This window comes from Kitasatospora sp. NPDC001660, assembly GCF_053596725.1.
Map to the genome: position 1 here is coordinate 106234 of NZ_JBSFGU010000021.1, position 23182 is coordinate 129415.

The 23182-nt window shown below is 73.0% G+C and carries 22 protein-coding genes and 1 pseudogene; 15 read left to right on the top strand and 8 right to left on the bottom strand.

From position 1 onward, the window contains the following. Window positions 1-12 precede the first annotated feature (12 nt). Together hemG and hemQ are read left to right on the top strand one after the other, a co-directional pair. Window positions 13-1446 (top strand): protoporphyrinogen oxidase, encoded by a 1434-nt coding sequence (hemG, locus tag ACWCXH_RS22905; RefSeq protein WP_449803304.1) that lies wholly within the window; start codon window positions 13-15, stop codon window positions 1444-1446. Beyond that, a complete protein-coding gene (gene hemQ, locus ACWCXH_RS22910) occupies window positions 1443-2168 on the top strand; it encodes a hydrogen peroxide-dependent heme synthase (protein ID WP_449803305.1) in 726 nt (241 codons plus the stop codon). The genes hemG and hemQ overlap by 4 nt, the downstream gene beginning before the upstream one ends. A gap of 51 nt (window positions 2169-2219) precedes the next feature. Here hemQ and ACWCXH_RS22915 read toward each other — a convergent pair whose 3' ends face one another. The 3 genes and pseudogenes from ACWCXH_RS22915 to ACWCXH_RS22925 form a co-directional block, all read right to left on the bottom strand. Further along, window positions 2220-3002, bottom strand: a complete 783-nt coding sequence (locus ACWCXH_RS22915) for a TIGR04222 domain-containing membrane protein (protein WP_449803306.1) — start codon at window positions 3000-3002, stop codon at window positions 2220-2222. Between the two features lie 69 nt (window positions 3003-3071). Then, window positions 3072-4172 (bottom strand): TIGR04222 domain-containing membrane protein, encoded by a 1101-nt coding sequence (locus ACWCXH_RS22920; RefSeq protein ID WP_449803307.1) that lies wholly within the window; start codon window positions 4170-4172, stop codon window positions 3072-3074. A gap of 28 nt (window positions 4173-4200) precedes the next feature. Next, window positions 4201-5504: pseudogene (locus ACWCXH_RS22925) on the bottom strand (multinuclear nonheme iron-dependent oxidase). A 575-nt stretch (window positions 5505-6079) separates the two neighbouring features. Between ACWCXH_RS22925 and ACWCXH_RS22930 the strand changes: the two are divergent. The 7 genes from ACWCXH_RS22930 to ACWCXH_RS22960 all read left to right on the top strand — a co-directional run bounded on the left by ACWCXH_RS22930 (window position 6080) and on the right by ACWCXH_RS22960 (window position 12436). Then, entirely contained in the window at window positions 6080-6784 is a 705-nt protein-coding gene (locus tag ACWCXH_RS22930) for a hypothetical protein (RefSeq protein ID WP_449803308.1), read from the top strand. A 189-nt stretch (window positions 6785-6973) separates the two neighbouring features. Beyond that, window positions 6974-7993 (top strand): MBL fold metallo-hydrolase, encoded by a 1020-nt coding sequence (locus ACWCXH_RS22935; protein WP_449803309.1) that lies wholly within the window; start codon window positions 6974-6976, stop codon window positions 7991-7993. A 68-nt stretch (window positions 7994-8061) separates the two neighbouring features. Next, a complete protein-coding gene (locus tag ACWCXH_RS22940; RefSeq protein ID WP_449803310.1) occupies window positions 8062-9840 on the top strand; it encodes an ATP-binding protein in 1779 nt (592 codons plus the stop codon). Beyond that, the gene (locus ACWCXH_RS22945; RefSeq protein WP_449803311.1) at window positions 9837-10268 is read left to right on the top strand and encodes a roadblock/LC7 domain-containing protein; all 432 of its coding nucleotides are present in this window, start codon (window positions 9837-9839) and stop codon (window positions 10266-10268) included. The genes ACWCXH_RS22940 and ACWCXH_RS22945 overlap by 4 nt, the downstream gene beginning before the upstream one ends. Beyond that, window positions 10265-10618: a DUF742 domain-containing protein gene (locus tag ACWCXH_RS22950; protein WP_449803312.1), complete on the top strand. Its 354-nt coding sequence runs from the start codon at window positions 10265-10267 to the stop codon at window positions 10616-10618. Before ACWCXH_RS22945 ends, ACWCXH_RS22950 begins: the two co-directional genes overlap by 4 nt. Continuing rightward, the gene (locus ACWCXH_RS22955; protein WP_449803313.1) at window positions 10596-11246 is read left to right on the top strand and encodes a GTP-binding protein; all 651 of its coding nucleotides are present in this window, start codon (window positions 10596-10598) and stop codon (window positions 11244-11246) included. The genes ACWCXH_RS22950 and ACWCXH_RS22955 overlap by 23 nt, the downstream gene beginning before the upstream one ends. Then, on the top strand, window positions 11243-12436 hold the full coding sequence (locus ACWCXH_RS22960) for a cytochrome P450 (RefSeq protein WP_449803314.1): 1194 nt from the start codon (window positions 11243-11245) through the stop codon (window positions 12434-12436). The genes ACWCXH_RS22955 and ACWCXH_RS22960 overlap by 4 nt, the downstream gene beginning before the upstream one ends. Before the next feature lie 45 nt (window positions 12437-12481). On the opposite strand, the gene msrB is transcribed toward ACWCXH_RS22960, so the two are convergent. From msrB to ACWCXH_RS22980, 4 genes are all read right to left on the bottom strand, one after another. Beyond that, window positions 12482-12886, bottom strand: coding sequence for a peptide-methionine (R)-S-oxide reductase MsrB (gene msrB / locus ACWCXH_RS22965; RefSeq protein ID WP_449803315.1), 405 nt, complete (start codon window positions 12884-12886; stop codon window positions 12482-12484). A gap of 21 nt (window positions 12887-12907) precedes the next feature. Then, window positions 12908-14332 carry a UDP-N-acetylmuramate--L-alanine ligase gene (gene murC, locus ACWCXH_RS22970; protein ID WP_449803316.1) on the bottom strand — a complete coding sequence of 475 codons (1425 nt, stop codon included), beginning with the start codon at window positions 14330-14332 and terminating at the stop codon, window positions 12908-12910. Between the two features lie 158 nt (window positions 14333-14490). After that, window positions 14491-14952 (bottom strand): indole-3-glycerol phosphate synthase, encoded by a 462-nt coding sequence (locus ACWCXH_RS22975; RefSeq protein ID WP_449803317.1) that lies wholly within the window; start codon window positions 14950-14952, stop codon window positions 14491-14493. A gap of 130 nt (window positions 14953-15082) precedes the next feature. After that, window positions 15083-15868 (bottom strand): pyrimidine reductase family protein, encoded by a 786-nt coding sequence (locus tag ACWCXH_RS22980; RefSeq protein WP_449803318.1) that lies wholly within the window; start codon window positions 15866-15868, stop codon window positions 15083-15085. Window positions 15869-16021: 153 nt separating this feature from the next. Between ACWCXH_RS22980 and zapE the strand changes: the two genes are divergently transcribed. From zapE to ACWCXH_RS23005, 5 genes are all read left to right on the top strand, one after another. Beyond that, window positions 16022-17071 carry a cell division protein ZapE gene (gene zapE / locus ACWCXH_RS22985; protein WP_449803327.1) on the top strand — a complete coding sequence of 350 codons (1050 nt, stop codon included), beginning with the start codon at window positions 16022-16024 and terminating at the stop codon, window positions 17069-17071. Continuing rightward, window positions 17068-17532, top strand: a complete 465-nt coding sequence (locus ACWCXH_RS22990; RefSeq protein WP_449803319.1) for a hypothetical protein — start codon at window positions 17068-17070, stop codon at window positions 17530-17532. Before zapE ends, ACWCXH_RS22990 begins: the two co-directional genes overlap by 4 nt. A gap of 44 nt (window positions 17533-17576) precedes the next feature. Then, the gene (uvrB, locus tag ACWCXH_RS22995) at window positions 17577-19673 is read left to right on the top strand and encodes an excinuclease ABC subunit UvrB (RefSeq protein ID WP_449803320.1); all 2097 of its coding nucleotides are present in this window, start codon (window positions 17577-17579) and stop codon (window positions 19671-19673) included. 255 nt (window positions 19674-19928) lie between these two features. Next, window positions 19929-20507, top strand: coding sequence for a TerD family protein (locus ACWCXH_RS23000; RefSeq protein ID WP_449803321.1), 579 nt, complete (start codon window positions 19929-19931; stop codon window positions 20505-20507). A gap of 226 nt (window positions 20508-20733) precedes the next feature. Further along, complete coding sequence (locus tag ACWCXH_RS23005) at window positions 20734-21699, top strand: TerC family protein (RefSeq protein WP_449803328.1); 966 nt, start codon at window positions 20734-20736, stop codon at window positions 21697-21699. A gap of 49 nt (window positions 21700-21748) precedes the next feature. On the opposite strand, the gene ACWCXH_RS23010 is transcribed toward ACWCXH_RS23005, so the two are convergent. Beyond that, window positions 21749-22504, bottom strand: a complete 756-nt coding sequence (locus ACWCXH_RS23010; protein WP_449803322.1) for a GntR family transcriptional regulator — start codon at window positions 22502-22504, stop codon at window positions 21749-21751. Window positions 22505-22607: 103 nt separating this feature from the next. Between ACWCXH_RS23010 and ACWCXH_RS23015 the strand changes: the two genes are divergently transcribed. Further along, complete coding sequence (locus ACWCXH_RS23015) at window positions 22608-22871, top strand: hypothetical protein (protein ID WP_449803323.1); 264 nt, start codon at window positions 22608-22610, stop codon at window positions 22869-22871. Window positions 22872-23182: the final 311 nt, after the last annotated feature.

Below are 23182 nucleotides of genomic sequence, written 5' to 3' on the forward strand. Positions count from 1 at the left end.
AGACTGCGAGGCATGTCGGATGCACATGTCGTCGTCATCGGTGGCGGGATCGCGGGGTTGGCCGCGGCCGCGTTCCTCAGTGGGGCGGCCGGTGGGGGGCCTGCGCGGGCGCGGGTGACGTTGGTGGAGGCGTCGGAGCGGTTCGGGGGGAAGCTGCGCGGGGGTGAGGTCGGCGGGGTCCGGGTGGACCTCGGGGCCGAGTCGATGCTGGCGCGGCGGCCGGAGGCGGTCGAGCTCGCGCGGGCCGTCGGCCTGGGGGCGGAACTGGAGCCGCCGACCACGGCGAAGGCCGCCATCTGGACCCGGGGCGCGCTGCGCCCGCTGCCGGGCGGGCAGGTCATGGGCGTGCCCGGCGACCTGGACGCGCTGGCCGCCTCCCGGGTGCTGTCCGCCGAGGGGCTGGAGCGGGTGCGGTACGAGGGCGCCACCGAGGTCGGCGAGGACGTCGCGATCGGCAAGTACGTCGCCGACCGGCTGGGCCGCGAGGTGGTGGACCGGCTCGTCGAGCCGCTGCTGGGCGGCGTCTACGCCGGCCACGCGGACGACATCTCGCTGCGCGCCGCCGTACCGCAGCTGCTGCCGATCGCCCGGGGCGGCGGTTCGCTGGTCGAAGGGGTGCACGAACTCGCCTCCCGGCCCACGACCGTCGGGGCGCCCGTCTTCCAGGGGCTGCGCGGGGGCCTCGGCACCCTCCCGGAGGCCGTCGCCGCGGCCTGCGCCAAGGCCGGCGTGGCCCTGCGCACCCGGACCCCCGTCGACGAACTGCGCCGCACCCCCGAGGGCTGGCGCGTCGTGGCCGGCGGCGAGGCGCTCGCCGCGGACGCCGTCGTCCTGGCCGTCCCGGCGCCCGCCGCCGCCCGGCTGCTGCGCGCGGACGTGCCCGCGGCCGCCGCCGAGCTGGACACCGTCGAGTACGCGGGCATGGCGCTCGTCACCCTCGCGTTCCGCCGGGCCGACCTCTCCGAGGTGCCGGCCGGCAGCGGCTTCCTGGTGCCGCCGGTGGACGGGCGGCGGATCAAGGCGTCGACCTTCTCCTCCAACAAGTGGGGCTGGCTGGAGCGCTCCGCCCCGGACGCGTTCCTGCTGCGCACCTCGCTGGGCCGGCACCGCGAGGAGGAGGCGCTGGAGCTGCCGGACGAGGAGCTGGTGGCCCTCTCGCTCGCCGATCTCGGCGAGGCGATCGGGCTCACCGCGCGCCCGTACGACACCGCCGTCTCACGCTTCACGGCCGGACTGCCGCAGTACCCGGTGGGCCACCTGGACCGGGTGGCCCGGATCCGGGCCGCGGTGGCCGGGGCGGGCGGGCTGGCGCTGTGCGGCGCCGCCTACGACGGTGTGGGGATCCCGGCGTGCATCGCCTCCGCGGCCTCGGCCGCCGCGGCGCTCGACAAGCTGTTGACCCCGGCGACCGGGGAAGGTTCCACGGAGAGGACAATGGGCGCATGACTGAGACCGTTGAGCGGCAGCCGGAGCAGCAGCCCGAGAAGAAGAAGGCGCGCGACCTGAACCAGGTCATCCGCTACACCATGTGGTCGGTGTTCAAGCTCAAGGGCGCCCTGCCCGAGGACCGCACCGCCCTGGCCGCCGAGGTGGACGAGCTGTTCGCCCAGCTGGCCGCGAAGGACGTGACCGTGCGCGGCACGTACGACGTGTCCGGTCTGCGCGCGGACGCCGACATCCTGGTCTGGTGGCACGCGAGCGACTCGGACGACCTGCAGGAGGCGTACAACCGCTTCCGCCGCACCGGTCTCGGCCGCCAGCTGGAGCCGGTCTGGTCGAACATGGCGCTGCACCGCCCGGCCGAGTTCAACAAGTCGCACATCCCGGCGTTCCTGGCCGACGAGCGCGCGCGCGACTACGTCTGCGTGTACCCGTTCGTCCGCTCCTACGAGTGGTACCTGCTGCCGGACGCCGAGCGGCGCGCGATGCTCGCCGAGCACGGCCAGATGGCCCGCGGCTACCCGGACGTCCGGGCCAACACGGTCGCCTCGTTCGCGCTCGGCGACTACGAGTGGCTGCTCGCCTTCGAGGCGGACGAGCTGCACCGCATCGTCGACCTGATGCGCGACCTGCGCCCGTCCCGCGCGCGCCTGCACGTGCGCGAGGAGGTGCCGTTCTTCACCGGCCGCCGCAAGCCGGTGAGCGAGCTGCTCAACGGCCTGGTGTGACAGGGGTTTTCACGGGGACGGGGCCTGCCGCGGCGGGCCCCGTCCGCTGTGTCAGGTGCGGTGGGGGCGCAGGGCTGCACGCAGGCGCGGGTCGGGGAGGGCGGCGGGGCCGTTCATGGCGACGGCGGTGAGGAGTTCGCGTTCCTCGTCGTCCGCGAGGCCGTGCTGGCGGGCCGGACGGACCTCGCGCAGGACCTCCTGGCCGATCGGCGAGGCCCAGCGGGTGTAGGGGTAGACGTCGACCCGGGCCATCAGCAGGGTGCCGGAGGTGAGCACCAGCGGCAGCGAGAACCAGGCGAGCGGGGCGAGGGTGTCGCCGCCGGTGAAGCAGCCGACGGCGAGCGCGGCGGCCATCAGGCCGAGGGTCAGCAGCAGCGCGTGCCGCACCTGGCGGACCACCACGACGGTGTTGCGCTGGATCAGGGCCGGGGTGGCCAGCCCGGCCAGCGAGAGCCGGGCGCCGATCTCCAGCACCGTGGGGTGCTCGGCCATGGCCCGGCGAAGCTCGTCGGTGCGGCACTGGCCGTCCGGGCCGACGGTGGCGATGATCGCGCGCTCCAGCCGACTGCGGCCCTTGGGGTCGACGACGGTGGTCCAGCCGGTGTGCGCGAGGTGCAGCCGGCCGCGGCCGGCCATCAGGACGAGGGCGAGCTCGATCACCCGGTCCGGGCCGCCGGCCAGGTATGCCGTCTCGTAGAGCCCGATCCCGACGGCCTCCGGCGGGCGCCGCCCTTCCGGCCCGCCGAGGGCGTCGGCGGCGGCGGTCATCCGGACGAGCCGGAGGCAGGAGAGCACCGCGGCCACGCACGCCGGTATGAGGAACAGCAACCACATGGCCCCGTTGTATGCCGCCGCCGACGGCGCGGGGAACGGCTTCCCGTGGCGCGATACCGAACTGTGACGTCAGGAACCGCAGCTGGAGCCGCAACCGGACCCACAGCTGGACGAGGATCCGCAGCTGTGGGACGAGCCGCAGCTGTGGGAGGACGAGGAACCACAGCTGTGCGAGGACGAGGACCCGCAGCTGTGCGAGGACGAGGACCCGCAGCTCGACGACCCGCACCCGGAGGACGTCCCGGTGTCCGAGAAACCGCCGCACCAGGACACGGTGCCGCCGCCGCACGAGGACGAGCCGGACGAGTCGGACGAGAACGACGACGAGCAGGACGAGCCCGAGCCCGACGAGGCGCCGAACGCGGCCCTCGCCGCCGCCTGTTGGGCCGCCGCGCCGACCAGCGCCTCCTGCAGCTCCGCGTCGGCCAGCTCCGCCCCCGCGACGGCCAGCCCGCCGAGCGCGAGCGCGCCGAGCACCGGGCCACTGGTCGTGCGCCCGTACACGCCGGAGCCGGGCGACCACGGCTTGCCCGTGTTCATGAGCGAGAGCTGGCGCTGCCCGGCCGGGGTGATCCGGCCCTTGGCCGGGCGGGTGGCGAGCAGCGTGACCAGGCCGAGTGCCAGCAGGACCACCGGGACCCACACGGCCGGCCGGTCGCCGCGCCCGTCGTCGTCCAGCAGGCCGGAGAGGACGAAGGAGAGCAGCACGCCGCCCAGCGCGAGCCAGAGCAGCCGGCGGGCCTTGCGGGCGGCCCGCAGCCGCTCGGGGTGGCGCAGCAGGCCGCGGTCGGCGAGCTCGTCGCCGAGGGCCTGGACGGCGGGGGAGCGCATCACGTCCGCGCGGAGCGGGCCGAGGTCGCGGCTGCCGGTCGGGCCGACGGCCCTGGTGATCGCCTCGTCCACGGCGTCGTACGGCTCGTCGTGGGTCAGGGTGACGGTGCCGCCGCGGCTGACCACCGCGCGCTCGGCCAGGTGCATCCGGACGAGCGCGGTGTCGAAGACCCGGCCCGGGCCGCCCGCCAGGAACGCGGCGCTCAGCAGCGGGAGGCCGCGGCCGGGCAGGCCCTTCGGGTGGGGGACGTGCCGGACGCGCCGCGCGGCGTGGTCCGCGTACAGGACGGCGGCGACCAGGAGGGCGGCGGGAATGACGAAGTAGGTGTTGTGCCACATGGGCGGTTCCCCCGAGGTGTGAAGAGAGTCACCGGCGCCGCAGGGCCCGGCGCAGGCGGGTGAGCGGTCCCGGCGGACGGGCCGGCAGCGGGTGCAGCCACTGCTCCAGGCCCCGGCGGCAGTCGGCGGCCAGCGGGCGGGCGTGGGTGAGCGCCCACGCGGTGAAGGCCCGGGCGTCGGTGCGGTAGCCGGCGGTCTGCGAGTGGGTGCGGGCGTAGGCGAGGAAGAGCGGCCCGTACCGCCGGCCGAGCAGCCGGGGCAGCTCGGGCGCGACGCGGGCGACGGTGTCCCGCCGCTTGGCGGCGAGGCCGGTGGACTGGGCGCGGACCTGCGCCGGGTCGAAGCCGGGCGGGACGGGACCGCCGGCCACCAGGGCGGCCAGCAGCTCCTCCTGGCGCCGCGCGAGCTCCTCCCGCGCTGTGGTGAGATCCTCCGCGAGTTGCTCGGTCATGGTCGGCTGCTCCCCTCCAGCACCCGGCGGATGGCGTCCAGTTCACCGGCCAGCTCGCTGGGCGGCGGGAAGGCCGCGTCCCGTTCGAGCAGGACGCCGGGCGGCGCGACCCGCGCGCACAGTTCGGCCAGCACCTCCAGCACCGGTTCGGTGACGGGGTGGGCGTGGGTGTCGTGCCAGACGCCGTCGACCATCGTGCCGCCCGCGACGTGCACGTAGGCGATCGCCTCCAGCGGCAGGCGGTCGAGTTCGGCGGCCGGGTCGACGCCGAGGTTGACCCGGTTGGTGTGCAGGTTGGCGACGTCTATCAGCAGCCGGACGCCGGTGCGCTCGACGAGTTCGGCGAGGAACTGCCCCTCGGTCAGCTCGTCGTCCGGCCAGACCAGCTGGGCGGCGATGTTCTCCAGCGCGAGCGGCACCGGGAGCTGGTCCTGGGCGATCCGGACGTTCTCGGCGATCACCCGCAGCGCGTCCCACGAGCGCGGGACGGGCAGCAGGTGGCCCGCCTCCAGGCCGCCGGCCCGGACGAACGCCAGGTGCTCGGTGACCAGCGGCGAGCCGAGCGCGGCGGCAGCTCCCGCGAGCCTGGCGAGGCGTTCGGGGGCGGGCCGCTCGGCGCCGCCGAGGCCGAGCGAGACCCCGTGCGGGACGACGGTGACACCGCGCTCGCGCAGCACCGTCAGAGAGGTGGGCAGGTGGTCGGCGCAGACGTTCTCCGCGACGACCTCGACCCAGTCCAGGCCGGGCTGGCGCTCCACCACGGTGTCGATCTCGCGGCGCCAGCCGAGGCCGACGCCGAGCCGGGGCGCGGGTGCCCTGCCGGCCGGGACGGAGGCACCGCCGGTCGCCCGCGCGGGCAGGTTCAGTGCAGGGGAAGTCATCGGTACGCCCCCTTCGGAGGGCTGGGTGGGGGGCCGTCGGGTGGTGCGGGCGCCGTCGCCGGGACCGCCCGTGGGCCGTGCTGCCGAGAATGTCCCCGGGCGGGGTGGCTGCCAAGCCCCATCCGGTCTTCTCAGAGCATTATTTGAGCTTGTCAGCCCGGCGATGAGGGACTCCAGCCCCTGCCCCGCCGCATTGACGCAGCTGGGGTGCCGGTTGGGTGGGAGAGTTCGGAGGCGGCCCGGGCCCGGGGGCCGGCGGGCCCGCACGCGGCGTACACCTCCAACGACGAGACCAACGCGCCGATGCTCGCGGTCAACGCCTGGCTCGGGTACGAGCGCGCACCGGGGAGTTCAAGGGCATCAAGCGGCTCGGTCGGTGAAGTCGCCCACCAGGATGGATTGTTGACGGAGCGTCGAAAGAATTCCCGATGGACGGACCCGGTGAACCGCGGGCGAGGGGGTATTTCCGGCCTCCGGCGGGGACTTACCTGACGGCACACAGTTCGTGGCCGAGTCTTCCCCCGGGGGATGATATGGAGATCCTGGTTCAGGTTCTGATCGCATCGGTTCCGGCCGTGATCGGTTTCCTCGCGGCCCGCTTCCTCGCCCGCACCCGGCTGTTCCTGCGGTACGGCTTCCTCCGGGCGCTGCTCGCACCGTACAGCCGGGTCCAGATCATCACCCCGAGCATCGAGGTCGCGGAGTTCGCCTTCGCCAAGGACGGCCTGCGGCTGACCGGACGGGCGCCGAGGAACGTGCTGTTCATGCCGATGGCCGAGGCCAGGGCGATAGCCCAGCTGATCGACCTGCTCCGGAAGGTCAACCGGAAGGCGACGATCGAGCTGGTCGCGGCCGGCGCGCAGGACCCGCGGATGCCGACCTTCTCGATCGGCGGCCCGAGCGTGAACCCGTACACCGCGGGCGTGCTGGGCACGGTATTCCCGGATTTCCGCATCGAGTACCCGGAGGCGGCGCGCGCCCGCTGGGGCGGAATGACCTTCGAGGCGCTGTACAACGCCGCCGACGAACTGATCCGGGACCACGGCTTCATCTTCGTGACCCGCACGCTCCGGCACGCGCCGTGCGTCGTGCTGTGCGGGGTGTTCGCATTCGGGTCCGCGATGGCGGTGGAGGCGCTCGCGGGGGCGGGCCGGAAATCGCCGCTGGCGGCGCTCTTCCGCTCGGGGGAGAAAGGATTCGTCGCGGTCGAGGGGCGGGTGATCGGCCTGGACATCGTGGACGTGACGGTCGAGGTGTGCCGGATCCTGCCGGTGCCCTGACCCGGCCCCGTACCCCGCGCGGTGAACCGCGGAAGTTCGCGGTGTCCACGTACCGTCCCGCCCGATGAGATGATTGGTCTCGACCAGAGGGGGCGAATCCGGACGGTTCGGGAGCGTCTGGGGCACGAACTCGCGGCGATCGCACAGGTTTTGCCCCGCTCCTGACATATCGTCGGCATAATCGCGCACATGACGATCAACCGTGCCTCCCTGAGCGCGATCGCCGACGACCTCCACGTGTGGCTCCCCCCGAAGCGGGGCTGGGGACTGGCGAACTGCGGGCTGCTGACCTCCCCGAAGACCGCGCTCTGGATCGACACCCCCTACGACCGGGCGATGGCCTCGGAGTTCCTGGCCGAGAGCCGCCGGGTGCTGGCCGACGGCGCCACCATCGACCGGGTGATCGTCACGCACGCCAACGGCGACCACCTCTGGGGCGCCGGCGTCGTCCCGGACGCCGAAGTGATCTCCACCCGTGAGGCGCTGGAGCACATCCACTACGAGCCCACCCCGCAGCAGCAGCACGCGCTGGTCGCGGGGGGCGACCCGGACTCCCCGCTCGGCGGCTACCTCCTGGAGCACTTCGGCCGCTTCGACTGGTCCGAGACCGAGCCGGTGCGCCCGGACACCGTCTTCACCGGCGAGCTCGAACTCACGGTGGGGGAGTACCCGGTGCACGTCACCGGCCTGCCCTCGGCCCACACCGGCGGCGACCTGATCGTCCACCTGCCGCGCCAGAAGACGGTGTTCGCCGGTGACGTGATCTTCGGGTCGACGCCCGAGCAGCCCGGCGACCACCCGTCGCACTGGGCCGGCCCGCTGGAGAACGTCATCGCCGCGTGCGAGCGGATCCTCGACACCGGCGCGGAGATCGTCGTCCCCGGCCACGGCCCGGTGCTCGACCGCGACGGCGTCCGCGCCCACATCGCGTACCTCGCGTACGTCCGCGAGCGCGCGCACGCCCTGCACGCCGCCGGGATCCCCGCACTGGACGCCGCCCGGCGGGTGATCGCCGAGCAGCGTCACCCCGAACTCGGCCTGCCCGAGCGGCTGGTGCTCACCGTCGCGGCCGAGTACCGGCACCTGGACGGCGGCGAGGCGCCGAACGTCCTGGAGGCGATGAGCCAGGTCGCCCTCGTCGCGCGCGAGATCGCCGAGGACTCCGTCCACGCCCGGCGCATCTTCCCCGACATCGGCCACCGGGACTGACCGGGCCCGGCCCGCCCGCCAGCACGCCAGCCACCGAGGAACCCACCGAGGAACCCCCGAGGAAGTCAATGACGCAGATCGCGCTGATCGCGCTGATCACCACGGCGCTGGCCGCGACGGCGGGCGTGCTGGCCCGCGGCCGGGCCCGGGCCACCACCCGGGCCGCGGTCGCCGAGGAGCGTGCCCACATCGCCGAGCAGCGCGCCCGCGCCGCCGAGGAACGGCTCGCCCGCGCCGAGCACCGGCTGCACGAGTCGGCGACCGCCGCCCGGGAGGCCGCCGACGACGCCGAGACCCGCTACCGGGCCGCCGAGGACCGCACCCGCGACGCCGAGCGACGCGTCCGCACCGCCGAGGACGCCGCCCGCGACGCGCAGGACGCCACCCGCGAGGCCGACGGCCGCACCGCCGCCGCCGACACCCGGGCCGCCGAGGCCGAGCGCCGCCTCGCCGTCGCCGAGGAGCGGGGCGCCGCGCTGTTCGCCGAGGTCCGCCACCTGGCCGACGAACGCCTCCCGGCCACCGCGGTGCGGCTCAGCCACGTCAACGCCCCGGCCGTGGGTCCGCTGTTCGCGCAGGTCGTCGGCCCGGACGCGGTCGAGGCGCTCCAGGCCGTCCTCGACGCCGCGGCCACCGCCATCACCGACGAGCGCGAGCGGGTCGACGCCGCCGCCCGCGCCGCCATGCGCGGCGCCACCTCCAAGATCCAGACGCTGCTCTACCAGATCCAGAGCCTGGTCCAGCAGCTCCAGGACGACAACGACGACCCCCGGCTGCTGGAGGTCGACTTCCGCAACGAGGTCGCCCTGCGCCGGATCCAGACCGTCGCCGTGCTCTGCGAGGCCTGGCCCGGCCTCGCCCGCAGCGACTCCCCGCTCGCCGAGGTCGTCGTCGGCGCGCTCTCCCGGGTGCCCGGCTACGCGCGGATCAAGGTCGCCAACCACCTGCGCGAGAACCGCCTCGCCGTGGTCGCCCGCGCCGCCGAGCCGCTCGCCATCACCGTCGCCGAACTGCTCGCCAACGCCACCGCCTACTCGCACCCCGAGACCGACGTCCCGGTCACCGTCCAGCAGGGCGGCCGCGGCGCGCTGGTGATCATCGACGACAGTGGCATCGGCATGGACGACGACCAGCTGCGCCGCGCCCGCCGCCTGCTGGCCGGCCCGCCCGACGTCCTGCTCACCGAGCTCGGCAACCCGCCCAAGACCGGCTTCGCGGTGATCGGCAAACTGGCCCGCCAGTACGGCTTCTCCTGCCACATCGAGCCCTCGCCCTACGGCGGCATGCGGACGATCCTGCGCATCCCGGCCGCGCTCGTCACCGTCGTCGACGACGAGCAGCCGCTGTCGGTGCTCACCCCCCTGCCGCTGCGGGCCGGCGCCGGGCCCGCCCCCGCGCCCACCGTCCAGGCCGTCCCGCCGATGCGCGACGCCGACGAGGACGCCGGGCTGCCCCCGCTCGCCGACCGGCACCACCAGCCGGGCCCGCACCCGGCGCCCGCCATGCACGTCGTGCCGTTCGCCCCCACCGGAGGGTCCGGCACCGGACGGCCCGGCGAGGCCGGCCGCGGCGAGGGCAGCGGCCTGCCCAGCCGGCGCCGCCGCCAGCCCCTCGCCGCCCCCGCGGCCGGGCCCGCCGCCGCCCCCGCCCGCACCGCCGAACACCCCCCGGCCGAGGCGTCCGCCCGGACGCCCGAACGGGCCGCCGCCCACTGGAGAGCCCTCCAGCAGGGCACCGGCGAGGGCCGCGCCGCCGTGGCCGCGGCCGCCCGCGACAGCGCCGCTCAGCCCACGGGCGAACGCCGGCCCACGGGCGAACCCCAGACCCCCGAAGGAGCCGAGCAGTGAGCAGCACGCCCAGCCCGACCGCCACCGACGAGATCTCGTGGGTGCTCACCCCGCTGCTGGAACTCCCCGGAGTGCTGCACGCGGTCATCGCCACCGGCGACGGCCTCGTCGAGGGCGCCTCGGACGGCCTCGGCCGCGCCTCCGCCGAGCGGGTCGCCGCGATGACCGCCACCGTGCACGCCGCCGCCCGCGCGTTCACCACCGCCTTCACCGACAGCGCCCAGCCCCGGCTGGCCCAGACCGTGGTCGAGTCCGACCTCGGCTACGCCGTCGTCGTCCCGGCCGGCGAGAACACCTCGCTCGCCGTCTTCACCTCGCCCGAGGCCCAACTCGGCAACGTGGCCTACCAGATGCAGGTCCAGGTCGCCGCCCTGGGCCGCGCGCTCGCGAGCCCGGCCCGGCAGCCCGACGGCACACCCCGGTCATGACCGCCGTACCCCGCAGGCGGATGGTGCCCGCCTACCTCGCCACCGGCGGCCGCACCCGCCCCGGCACCCCCGGCTTCGAACGGCTGACCGTGCTGTACGCGGCCGGCGCCGAACCGCCGCAGGGGCTGGAACACGAACACGGACGGCTCTGGGAGCTGCTGCGCCCCGGCGCACTGACCGTGGTGGAGGCCGCCGCGCACCTGCGCCTGCCGGTCAGCGCCACCGTCTTCCTCGCGGCCGACCTGGTCGAGGCGGGCTGCCTGAACGCCCGCGCACCGGTCCCGCGCGCCCAGCAGACCGACCGCTCCATCGTCGAGAGGCTCCTCGTTGGACTCCGCACGCTCCGGTAGCCCGGCCCCCGGCAGCCCGGCCGACCGGCCCGGCCGGGTGGGCTACCTGCCCGACCGGGACCAGGCGCTGATGAAGATCGTCGTGGCCGGCCCGTTCGGGGTCGGCAAGACGACGCTCATCCGCACCCTCTCGGAGATCGCCACCCTGCACACCGAGGAGGCGATGACCGAGACCGGCCGCCCGGTCGACGACCTCGCCGACCTGCCGGAGAAGACCACCACCACGGTCGCCGTCGACTTCGGCCGGCTCACCCTGCCCGGCAACGTCGTGCTCTACATGTTCGGCACCCCCGGCCAGCGCCGCTTCTTCCCGCTCTGGCAGGACATCGCCCGCGGCGCCCTCGGCGCCCTGGTGCTCGCCGACACCCGCCGGCTCGCCGACTCCTTCGAGATCATGGACATGGTCGAGGAGCAGGGCCTGCCCTACGCCGTCGCCGTCAACGGCTTCCCGGACGCGCCCGTCCACCCGGTCGAGGTCCTGCGCTCCCACCTCGACCTGCACGCCGCCACCCCGCTCGTGCTCTGCGACGCCCGCGAGCGCGGCGCCAGCCTGGACGCGCTGATCGCGCTCACCGAGCACGTCCTGGACGGCCTGCCGGCCGGCCCGGAACCCCAGGAGGGACCGTGACCACCGAGACCCGTCCGACGCCGATCCACGGACCGGTGTTCGCCGCCGACCCGCACCTCGTCTACGACCGGCTGCGCCGCCACGGCGCCGTCGCCCCGGTCGAGGTCGCGCCCGGCGTCGAGGGCCTGCTCGTCACCGACTACCAGGCCGCGCTGGACCTCCTGCGCGACACCGACACCTTCTCCAAGGACTCCCGCGCCTGGCAGCGGACCGTCCCGCCGGACTCCCCGCTCCTGGTCGTGCTCGGCTACCGCCCCACCGCCCTGTTCAGCGACGGCGAGGTCCACGACCGCTACCGTGCGGTGATCACCGACGGCCTCAAGCTGCTCGAACCGCACGTGCTCCAGCGCCGCGTCGGCGAGGTCGCCCACCGGCTGATCGACCGCTTCGAGGCCGTCGGCACCGCCGACCTCATCGCCGAGTACGCCCGCCAGCTGCCGGTCTTCGTCTTCAACACCTGGTTCGGCGTGCCCGAGGAGCACAGCGACCGGCTGGTGGCCGGCATCTCCAAGATGATCGAGTCCACCGAGAAGGCCGTCGCCGCCTACGGGGACCTCCTCGCCGTGGTTACCGAGATGGTCGCCGACCGGCGCCGGCGCCCGCGGCACGACCTCACCTCCTGGTTCGTCACCCACCCGGCCGGGCTGGACAACGACGAGGTGATCCGGCAGATCACCCTGACCATGATCGCCGGGCACGAGCCGACCACCAACCTGATCGGCAACGCCCTGCTGCGCCTGCTCACCGACGAACGCTACGCCGGCTCGCTGTTCGGCGGCGCGATGACCGCCTACCAGGCGATCGACGAGGTGCTCTGGCACGAGCCGCCGCTGGCCAACCTCTCGGCCCACTACCCGCGGTACGACATCACCTTCCACGGCCGCGAGATCAAGGCCGGCTCGTTGATGCTCGTCTCCTACGCGGCGGCCAACTCCCAGGCGGCGCCGCCGACCGACGGCCCCGAGCTGCGCAGCGGCGAGAGCGCCCACCTGGCCTGGGCGGCGGGCCCGCACGCCTGCCCGGCCCGGGACCCGGCCCTGCTGATCGCGATCTCCGCGATCGAGCAGCTGACCAGCCGCCTGAGCGACCTCGAACTCACCCTGCCCGCCCAGGAGTTGCTCTGGCGCCCGGGGCCGTTCCACCGTGCCCTGGTGCACCTTCCGGTCCGCTTCGCGCCGGTGGCCGGGTAGCCGAGGGGCCCGGATGTCACGGACACCCGGGCCCCTCCGCTCGGATCATCCCGCCGGCTTCAGGGTCAGCGAGATGCTGTTGATGCAGTACCGGAGGTCGGTCGGCGTGCCGTAGCCCTCGCCCTCGAAGACGTGGCCGAGGTGTCCGCCGCACCGCTTGCAGCGCACCTCGACACGCCGCATCCCGAGGCTGTCGTCCTCCAGCAGTTCCACGGCGTCGGAGCTGCGCGGATCGTAGAAGGACGGCCAGCCGCAGTGGCTGTCGAACTTCGTCTCCGAGCTGAACAGCTCGGCGCCGCAGGCCCGGCAGCCGTAGACGCCGACGGTCTTGGTGTCGGTGTACTCGCCGGTGAACGGGCGCTCGGTGCCCGCCTCGCGGAGCACGTGGTACTCCTCGGGGGAGAGTTCGGCCCGCCACTCGGCGTCGGTCTTCTCGATCTCGTAGCTCATCACGGCTCCCGTCGGCGTGCGTCAGGCGTTGGAGGCAACGTTCGCGAGGTGCCCCAGACCCCTACTCAAATGATTCAGGATGGCGGGGCCCAGGTTCGTGACGTCCCCGGCACCCATCGTGAGCAGCAGGTCGCCCGGGCGGGCGAGGCCGGCCAGCAGGGCGGGGGCGGCGGCGAAGTCGTGCTCGGCGGTGACGTCGGCGCCGGCCCGGCGGGCCGCGTCGATGATCAGCTCGCTGGTCACGCCCGGGATCGGGTCCTCGCGGGCCGGGTAGATGTCCAGCACGACCGAGGCGTCGGCCAGCGCGAGCGCCTGGCCCATCTCCTCGGCGAGCTGCTGGGTGCGGCTGAACAGGTGCGGCTGGAAGACCACCAGGACGCGGCCCTCGGCCGCCTCGCGGATCGCCTCCAGGTCGGCGGCCATCTCGGTCGGGTGGTGGGCGTAGGAGTCGATCACCTGGACGCCGCCCGACTCGCCCTTGAGCTGGAGCCGGCGCCGCACCCCGGTGTAGGCGCCGAGCGCCTTGGCCAGGTCGGCGGCCGGGACGCCCAGCGCGACGCCCGCGGTCAGCGCGGCGACCGCGTTGTGCGCGTAGTGGCGGCCGGGCACCGAGACGGTGAAGGTCAGTTCGACGCCGTCCAGCAGGACGGTGACCTCGCTGGTCATGCCGCGGGCGACCACCGACAGGACGCGGACGTCGGCGTCCTCGGCGGCGCCGACCGTGACGACGTTCAGGCCCCTGCGCGCGGCCACCCGGGCGGTGAGCTCGCGGGCGCCGTCGTGGTCGGCCGAGACGACCAGGGTGCCCCCCGGGGTGATCCGGCCGACGAAGGTCTCGAACGACTCGTAGATGTCCTCGATCGACGCGTAGTTGGCGTGGTGGTCCAGCTCCACGTTGAGCACGATCGCCACCTCGGGCGCGTACTTGTGGAAGCTGCGGTCGCTCTCGTCGGCCTCGGCGACGAAGATCTCGCCGGTGCCGTGGTGGGCGTTGGAGCCCGGTGCGTCGAGGTCGCCGCCGATCGCGTAGGAGGGGTCCAGGCCCAGCTCACCGAGGGCGACGGCGAGCATGCTCGTCGTGGTCGTCTTGCCGTGGGTGCCGGCGACGGCCAGCGCGCGGCGCCCGCCCATCAGCGCGGCCAGCGCGTCGGAGCGGTGCACCACGGGGATGCCGCGCTCGCGGGCCGCGGCCAGCTCCGGGTTGTCGGCGCGGATCGCGCTGGAGACGACCACGCTGCTGGTGCCGTCCGGCACGTGCTCGGCCGCGTGGCCGACGTGCACGGTCGCGCCGAGGGCACGCAGGGCGAGGACGGTCTCGGACTCCTTGGAGTCGCTGCCGGAGACGCTGGCACCGCGCACCGCGAGGATCTTCGCCAGGCCGGACATGCCGGCGCCGCCGATGCCGATGAAGTGCGGGGCGTGCAGGTCGTGCGCGGCGTCGTTCAAGGCGGGGCTCCGTTGCGGCGATGGGCCCCTCCTGCCCGGCGGCGGGCAAGGAGGGATGGTGGGCGGGCGGCTGCCGCCCGCGGGGCGACGTGCGAATCGTCCTCGCGGACGGACCGCAAGGACGATTCTGCACCAAGGTCGGGGTCGGGTCGGTCGGCTCAGGAGTCGCTGGCGAACAGCCGCAGCACCGGGACGCCGACCTTGTGCCGGGCCTGCGAGGCCCAGTCCCGGTGGAAGAACTCCTCGACGAAGTGCGGTGAGGTGAGCACCACGACCTCGTCCGCCTCCTGCTCCCGCACCACCGTCTTCAGCCGCTCCAGGGGCTTGTCCTCGACCAGCTCGCCGACCGCCTCGGCGCCGGCCTCGCGCAGGTGGCGCAGGCTGTGCTCGAGCGACTCGGACGCCACCGTCGGCCCGCTCTCGGACTCGTCGTGCTCGTGCACCACCTTGTCCAGGTGGCCGAGAGCGACGTCGTCCAGCGCCCGCAGCAGCTCGTCCTGCCTGCCGCGCGGCTGCATCAGGACGACGAAGGAGACCTTCTCGTCGCTGTGGAGCGTGGTGACGAGCTCCACGTCCGCGTCGGAGAGCGCCTTTTCGATCATCAGTACCGTCTTGAACACGTGAGTCCCTTCCACTGGCCGGCCCCCGGGCCCCGGCGTCGTATCCCATAGTGCCCGGCGGAATCGGCCCGCTGCACACCGGTACGCGGGCCGCGCGGACGAAAGGCCCCCAAGGGGAACGGGATCGCGATCAGGGGGTCATGGGGTCATCCGAACGCAGGTGACGCAGGTAGCGGGTGAAGAGGAATCCTTTCTGCTCGATCAATGAGACCAGCCGCATCCGCCGCACGTCAGGCAGTTGCGCACCGTGGACGATGCGCGGCGCGTCGCCGCCCGTGATCAACGGGGCCAGCGACAGGCACAACTCGTCCAGCAGGTCCGCGGCCGCCAGCTGTCCCAGCAGCCGCGGGCCGCCCTCGCTCAGCAACCGCGTCCAGCCCCGCTCCACCAGGGCGGACACGCCCGCCCGCAGGTCCACCGAGCCCTCCCCGGCCAGGACCAGGTCGGCCACCTCGGCCACCGCCCGGCGGCGCTCGGCCGGGGCGTCCGCGGTGGTGATCACCACCGTCCTGGCCGGCGGCTCGGTGAACAGCGGCGCGCTCAGATCCAGCGCCAGCGAGCGGCTCACGATCGCGATCGCCGGCGCCGGGGCCTGCCCGGCCGCCGCCCGCGCCGCCGCGAACTCGGCCCGGGCCCGGGCCGGGCGGTAGCCCTCCGCGCGGACCGTCTCGGCGCCCACCAGGACGACGTCCGACAGCGCGCGCAGCACCCCGAAGATCCGCTTGTCGGCGTCCCCGGAGAGGCCTTCGGACAGGCCGTCGAGCTTCGCACCGCCGTCCAGACCGGCCACCATGTTGGCACGCAGCCACGGCCGGCCCCGATTCACCTGGTCGGGGTACGCGTAGAGGGCGGCGAGCGACTCCAGCGAGCTCGGGTCGGCGACCGGCTCGGTCAGCGGGCTGATCAACAGGTGCATGCCTCCAGTTTTCCACCGACGGCCGTCCACCCGGGGCCCGCCCGGCGGCCCGCCCGGAGACCTGCCCGGTGGCCCGTCCCGAGGGGCCCGGGAGCAGGCGTACCCTCTACTAACGTGCCCGCAGCCCCCCACCCCGCCACCGCGACCGAGTCCATAGCCGTCGCGAGTGCGCCCGGCTCCCCGATCGCGCTGACCGACCGCCGCCCCGTGGTACCAGCCGAGCGCCTGGTCGCCGAGATGGTCCCGCCGCCCCGGTTCGCCGACGTGAGCTTCGGGACGTACATCCCGGACCCGACCCAGCCCAGCCAGTACGAGGCGGTCCAGGTCCTGGAGCAGTTCGCCGGCACCCTCGGCGGGGGAAACGGCTCCGCGCCCAAGCGCAGCTGGTTCCGCCGCAGCGCCCCCGTGCCCACCGGCCCGGCCGGCGTCTACCTCGACGGCGGCTACGGCGTCGGCAAGACCCACCTGCTCGCGTCGCTCTGGCACGCCGCCCCCGGCCCCAAGGCCTTCGGCACCTTCGTCGAGCTGACCAACCTGGTCGGCGCGCTCGGCTTCCAGCAGGCCGTCCAGACCCTGTCCGGGCACACGCTGCTGTGCATCGACGAGTTCGAGCTCGACGACCCGGGCGACACCGTCCTGGTCTCCACCCTGCTCGGCCGCCTGGTCGACAACGGCGTCAAGCTGTGCGCCACCTCGAACACGCTGCCGGAGAAGCTCGGCGAGGGCCGCTTCGCCGCCGCCGACTTCCTGCGCGAGATCCAGGGCCTGTCCGCGCACTTCCGCCCGATGCGGATCGACGGCCAGGACTACCGCCACCGCGGCCTGCCGGACGCCCCGCCGCCGTACCCGGACGAGACCGTCGACGCCGTCGCCGCGCGCACCCCCGGTGCGTCCCTCGACGACTTCGACGCCCTCCTCGCCCACCTCTCCGCCGTCCACCCCAGCCGCTACGGCGCCCTGCTGGACGACGTCACGGCGGTCTGCCTGCGCGGGGTCCGCCAGGTCGACGACCAGTCCACCGCCCTGCGCCTGGTCGTCCTCGCCGACCGCATGTACGACCGCGAGCTCCCCATCACCGCCTCGGGCCTGCCCTTCGACCAGGTCTTCCCCGAGGACATGCTCCGCGGCGGCTACCGCAAGAAGTACCTCCGCGCCGTCTCCCGCCTCGTCGCCCTCGCCCGCGACAGCGCGAAGCTCGGGTGAACGTCTTCCGGGGCGGCGGCCACGAGCTGGACCTGACGAACGGCGCCACCGAGGTGCTGGTCGAGGTCCTGATGCTCGCGGTCACCGCCCTGGCCCGCCGGGACTGGGAGTACGGGTTCGCCGCCGACCTCGCGCGACAGGACCAGTCCCTGATGGGCCGGGGCACGGTCGGCCTCCGGCTGGAGGACCTGGACTGGGGTGCCGAGCCGGAGCGCAACCGGGCCTTCGCGCTGGCCGTCGTCGACTTGGCGCTCACCCGGCACCGCTGGGACGAGCTCGGCTACGAGCCCCCGTACGTCGAGGGCCACCTGCGCGCCCTGCGACTCATGGTCGAGGACACCCGCCCGCAGCCCGTGCCGCCCGCCGACCGCACGGAGGTGGCGGCAGCCACCTGCGTCCGGCACCGCGTCCTCGTCCCGCTGGCCTGGTACCCGGCCTGCGTCCTCTGCGACCGGGCCTGAGCGAAGCCGCCCGCGATGTCAGTGAAGGGTCGTACGGTGGACTCGTGCGACCCATCACGAGTATTGAGCGGTCAGTGGCGCCCTTCGAGGTCGTCAGTCCCTACCAGCCCAACGGGGACCAGCCCGCGGCGATCGCCGAGCTGGAGCGGCGGATCAAGGGCGGGGAGAAGGACGTCGTCCTGCTGGGGGCCACCGGCACCGGCAAGTCGGCCACCACGGCCTGGATGATCGAGAAGCTGCAGCGACCCACCCTGGTGATGGCGCCGAACAAGACGCTGGCCGCGCAGCTGGCCAACGAGTTCCGCGAACTGCTGCCGAACAACGCGGTCGAGTACTTCGTCTCGTACTACGACTACTACCAGCCCGAGGCGTACGTCCCGCAGACGGACACCTACATCGAGAAGGACTCCTCGATCAACGAGGAGGTCGAGCGGCTGCGGCACTCCGCGACGAACTCGCTGCTCACCCGCCGGGACGTGGTCGTGGTCGCGTCCGTCTCCTGCATCTACGGCCTCGGCACGCCGCAGGAGTACGTCGACCGGATGGTGCCGCTCAAGGTCGGCCAGGAGATCGACCGGGACGTGCTGCTGCGCCGCTTCGTCGACATCCAGTACGCGCGCAACGACGTCGCCTTCACCCGTGGCACCTTCCGGGTGCGCGGCGACACCATCGAGATCTTCCCGGTCTACGAGGAGCTCGCCGTCCGGATCGAGATGTTCGGCGACGAGATCGAGGCGCTCTACACCCTGCACCCGCTCACCGGCGAGATCATCAGCCAGGACGACTCGGTCTACGTCTTCCCGGCCTCGCACTACGTGGCCGGCCCGGAGCGCATGGAGCGGGCGATCGGCGGCATCGAGAAGGAGCTGGAGCAGACGCTCGCCAGGCTGGAGAAGCAGGGCAAGCTGCTGGAGGCCCAGCGGCTGCGGATGCGCACCACCTACGACATCGAGATGCTGCGCCAGATCGGCACCTGCTCGGGCGTCGAGAACTACTCGATGCACTTCGACGGCCGCGAGCCCGGCTCCCCGCCGAACACCCTGCTGGACTACTTCCCCGAGGACTTCCTCCTCGTCATCGACGAGTCGCACGTCACCGTCCCGCAGATCGGCGCGATGTACGAGGGCGACGCCTCGCGCAAGCGCACGCTGGTCGAGCACGGCTTCCGCCTGCCGTCCGCGATGGACAACCGCCCGCTGAAATGGGAGGAGTTCCTGGAGCGGACCGACCAGACGGTGTACCTGTCGGCGACCCCCGGTCCGTACGAGCTGTCCCGCGGCGACGGCCAGGTCGAGCAGATCATCCGTCCGACCGGCCTGATCGACCCCGAGGTGATCGTCAAGCCGACCGAGGGCCAGATCGACGACCTGGTGCACGAGGTCCGCAAGCGGGTGGAGCGGGACGAGCGCGTCCTGGTCACCACGCTGACCAAGAAGATGGCCGAGGACCTCACCGACTACATGCTCGGCCTGGACATCCGGGTCCGGTACCTGCACAGCGACGTGGACACCCTGCGCCGCGTCGAGCTGCTGCGCGAGCTGCGGGCCGGCAGGTACGACGTGCTGGTCGGCATCAACCTGCTCCGCGAGGGCCTGGACCTGCCCGAGGTGTCCCTGGTGGCGATCCTGGACGCGGACAAGGAGGGCTTCCTGCGCTCCGGCACCTCGCTGATCCAGACGATCGGGCGCGCCGCCCGCAACGTCTCGGGCCAGGTCCACATGTACGCGGACAAGATCACCCCCGCGATGGAGAAGGCGATCGACGAGACCAATCGCCGCCGCGCCGTCCAGCAGGCCTACAACAAGAAGCACGGGATCGACCCGCAGCCGCTGCGGAAGAAGATCGGCGACATCCTCGACACCCTCGCCCGCGAGGACGTCGACACCGACGAGCTGCTCTCCACCGGCTACCGCGGCACGGCGGCCAAGGGCGGCAAGGCGCCGGTGCCGATGCTGGGCGCGGATCGAAAGCCCGCCACGTCGATGCCGGCCGCCGAACTGGCGGAGCTGATCCAGGAGATGACCGACCGGATGCACGCGGCCGCCGCCGACCTCCAGTTCGAGGTCGCGGCGCGGCTGCGCGACGAGGTGAAGGAGCTCAAGAGGGAGCTGCGGCAGATGCGGGAGGCGGGGGTCGCCTGATCTGACGCCCGGGGCCGTCGGGCTTGGCCGGTTCGACACCGGTCAAGCCCGACGGTGTCTCAGCCTTGCCACAAACCGGCGAACGCTTGGGGTGGGAGGGGGTGGCAGGCCCTAGGCTGGCCTGCGGCATCGTGCCCTCGGGACGGGGTGGCGGGCCGGAAGACGAGGGGGCCTCTGCCGGGGGACGGCGACGGGGTGTTCCAGCGGGGAGCCGAGCGGGGACCGACCGCGCGGCCGGGCAGAGAGGACAACGTCGTGTCGGTGAACCTGGCCAAGGGGCAGAAGGTCAGCCTGCAGAAGGGCTCGGGCGGCGTGCTGACCGTGGTCCGGATGGGCCTCGGCTGGCAGGCCGCGCCCAAGCGGGGCCTGTTCGGCAGCCGTACCCGGAAGATCGACCTGGACGCCTCGGCCCTGCTGTACGCCGAGAAGACGCCCTCCGACGTGGTGTTCTTCCAGCACCTGGAGTCCACGGACGGCTCCGTCCGGCACACCGGCGACAACCTGGAGGGCGGCTCGGGCGCGGACGACGACGAGGCGATCCTGGTCGACCTGCTGCGCGTGCCCGCGCACATCACCCAGGTGGTGTTCACGGTGAGCTCGTACACCGGGCAGACGTTCGCCGAGGTGCGGAACGCGCACTGCCGCCTGGTGGACGAGACGACCGGGCTGGAGCTGGCCCGCTACGAGCTCGCCGGGGGAGGGCCGCACACCGGCCAGATCATGGCGAAGGTGTTCCGCGACGGCTCCGGCGGCTGGGCCATGCAGGCGATCGGCGCCCCGGCCCGCGGGCGGACCTTCCAGGACCTGCTGCCGGCGATCGAGCCGTTCCTCTGACGGCCCTTTACCTTCTTTACTCTTCCTTGGATCTGCTGTTACCATCGATGGCAGCGGAGGGGAGTATTCCTCGTGGCAGTAGCCCCGTCATCACGGGCGCCCGTCGTGGCGCCCCGGGGCGCTGGTCCGAACCGGGTGCGGCCCGGCGGGCGGAAGAGACCTCCGGCAGTGACGATGACCGTCTCGCCCAGCTGCCGGAGGAGCAGTAGTGAACGTTTCCGTAGCCATGTGGGCCACCACGGTCGGTGTGCTGATCGCACTGATCGTGGCGGACTTCTTCATCGGGGGGCGCAAGCCGCACGAGGTCTCGGTCGGGGAGGCCGGGATCTGGACGGCCGTCTGGATCGTGCTGGCGGCGCTCTTCGGCGGCTTCCTCTGGTGGCACTCCGGCGCGCAGCCGGCCGGTGAGTTCTTCGCCGGCTACATCACCGAGAAGTCGCTCAGCGTCGACAACCTCTTCGTCTTCATCCTGATCATGGGCAAGTTCGCGGTGCCCAGGGTCTACCAGCAGCGCGTGCTGATGTTCGGCGTGATCATCGCGCTGGTGCTGCGGGCGGTGTTCATCGCCGGCGGCGCGGCCCTGGTGTCGCAGTTCTCCTGGGTGTTCTTCATCTTCGGCGGCTTCCTGGTCTGGACCGCCTGGAAGCTGATCAAGGAGGCCCGGGCCGGAGGGGAAGACGAGGAGTTCGAGGAGAACCGCCTGCTCAAGTCGATCGAGCAGCGCTTCCCGTCCACCGACAAGTACCACGGCACCAAGCTGTTCGTCCGGGAGAACGGCCGTCGGCTGATGACCCCGATGCTGATCGTCATGCTGGCGATCGGCACCACGGACGTGCTGTTCGCCCTGGACTCGATTCCGGCCATCTTCGGCCTGACCCAGGACCCGTACGTCGTCTTCACCGCCAACGCCTTCGCCCTGATGGGCCTGCGCCAGCTGTACTTCCTGATCGGCGGGCTGCTGAAGAAGCTGGTCCACCTGTCGTACGGCCTGTCGGTGATCCTCGGCTTCATCGGCGTGAAGCTGGTGCTGCACGCGCTGCACGAGGCCGGCGCGCACGTGCCGGAGATCGGCATCCCGTTCTCGCTGGGCTTCATCGTGGTCGTGCTGGCCGTCACCACGGTGACCAGCCTGACGGCCTCGAAGAAGCAGCAGGAGCAGGTCGAGCGCGAGCCCGAGGCGCTGGACGCCTGAGCGAGATAAGACGGGCCCCGCCGCCGGATGTGTCATCCGGCGGCGGGGCTCAGTTCTGCGGGCGGCGACCGTACTCGGCGATCCAGCGCGAGCCGAGCAGGACGATGTCGGCGGTCTCGACCGGGCGGGCGGTGGCCTGGTCGTAGTAGGTGCGCTCAATTGCCATGACAGGCACGGCCGGTGCGACGCTGAGGGTCTGAGCCTCGGGTCGCGTCGCCTGGCGGGCGCTGACTCGCTCGACTGGCACGCCGACCTCGATGCCGATGAGAGCCATTCGATCGGCGACGCCGATGCCTGCGTGCGGACCGGCCTCCGGCAGAACGATCAGGCTGCCGCCGGTGATGGCCATGGGCTCCCAGCTCTCGGCGAGTTGAGCTGGCTCGCCATCGGCCAGGTAGACGTAGCTGGTGTGCATCACCGGATCGCCGGGCTGGATCTCCAGTCGGGCAGCGATCCGGGCGTCGGCGGCACGAGGCTGCGACTCGTGCCGCCAGGTGCCGAGCACGCCTTGCCGGGCGAGGGTCGCCTCGGTCGGGGAGCCGTCGCCAGGCGCCACGCGCTGGCGCCGCACCAGAACGGCCGGTGGCTCCTGGGACTTCACGTAGTAACCGGCGCCCGGGCGTGCGAGCACGAGCCCTTCGTCGATCAGTACGGCGTAGGCCCGCTGGATCACGCCCGCCGAGACCATGTGTTCGCGCTGGAGCGCACTGATGGACGGCATTCGATCACCTGGCTGAAGCCGCCGGGAGGTGATGTGGCCGCGCAGGGCGTCCGCGACGTGCAGGTAAGAGGGCGTGTCGCTCATGCCCCAGCCTCCTCGCTCCGAATGGTGCGTTGCGGCTGACACCGTAACGCTCGCGGCGCTACTCTATCGATACGATTTCGTCGTACCGATAAGGGGAACGTCGGTGCAGATCAGCATGCGCACAAGCCTGCTCAAGGCCTCTCTCGGTCAAGCCGCTGGGGCTCCGGTGCGAATCACCAAGGGGAAGGCCGGTCGCGTCCGGCTCTCAACGACCGCTCCGGCCGACACCTCGTCCACGCAGTGGACCGAGGTACTCGACATCCTTCGGTCGGGCTGTGGGTGGGGCTCCATCGACGCCACGGGCGAGGTCGTCGTCTGGGTCGAACTGGAGGACTTCAACATGATCGATGTGGGGGCCTGGTCGTGACCGCTGCCGCCCGCCGGGCGTACTCGCCGACCGGCATCGTGATCCGCTTCGACGTAAGCAGAGCCGGGCGCTACATCAGCGCCGAATGCCAGCTCGACGCGCACTGGGCCTGTCCCGGTGGAATCCGGGAGATGTCCAGGGCTATCGCGCTGGTGTGTCTCTGCATGGAGCCGTCGTGTGCGTGCGCTTGGCATCTTTCGGGAGGTGAGCGATGAACCGCCGCGCCGCCCACCCTGCCACACGCGCCGCTCATGCTGGTACCGGACGTCACCTGGTTCGCGGAGCCCCGGTGTGCCGACTCCATCCACGGC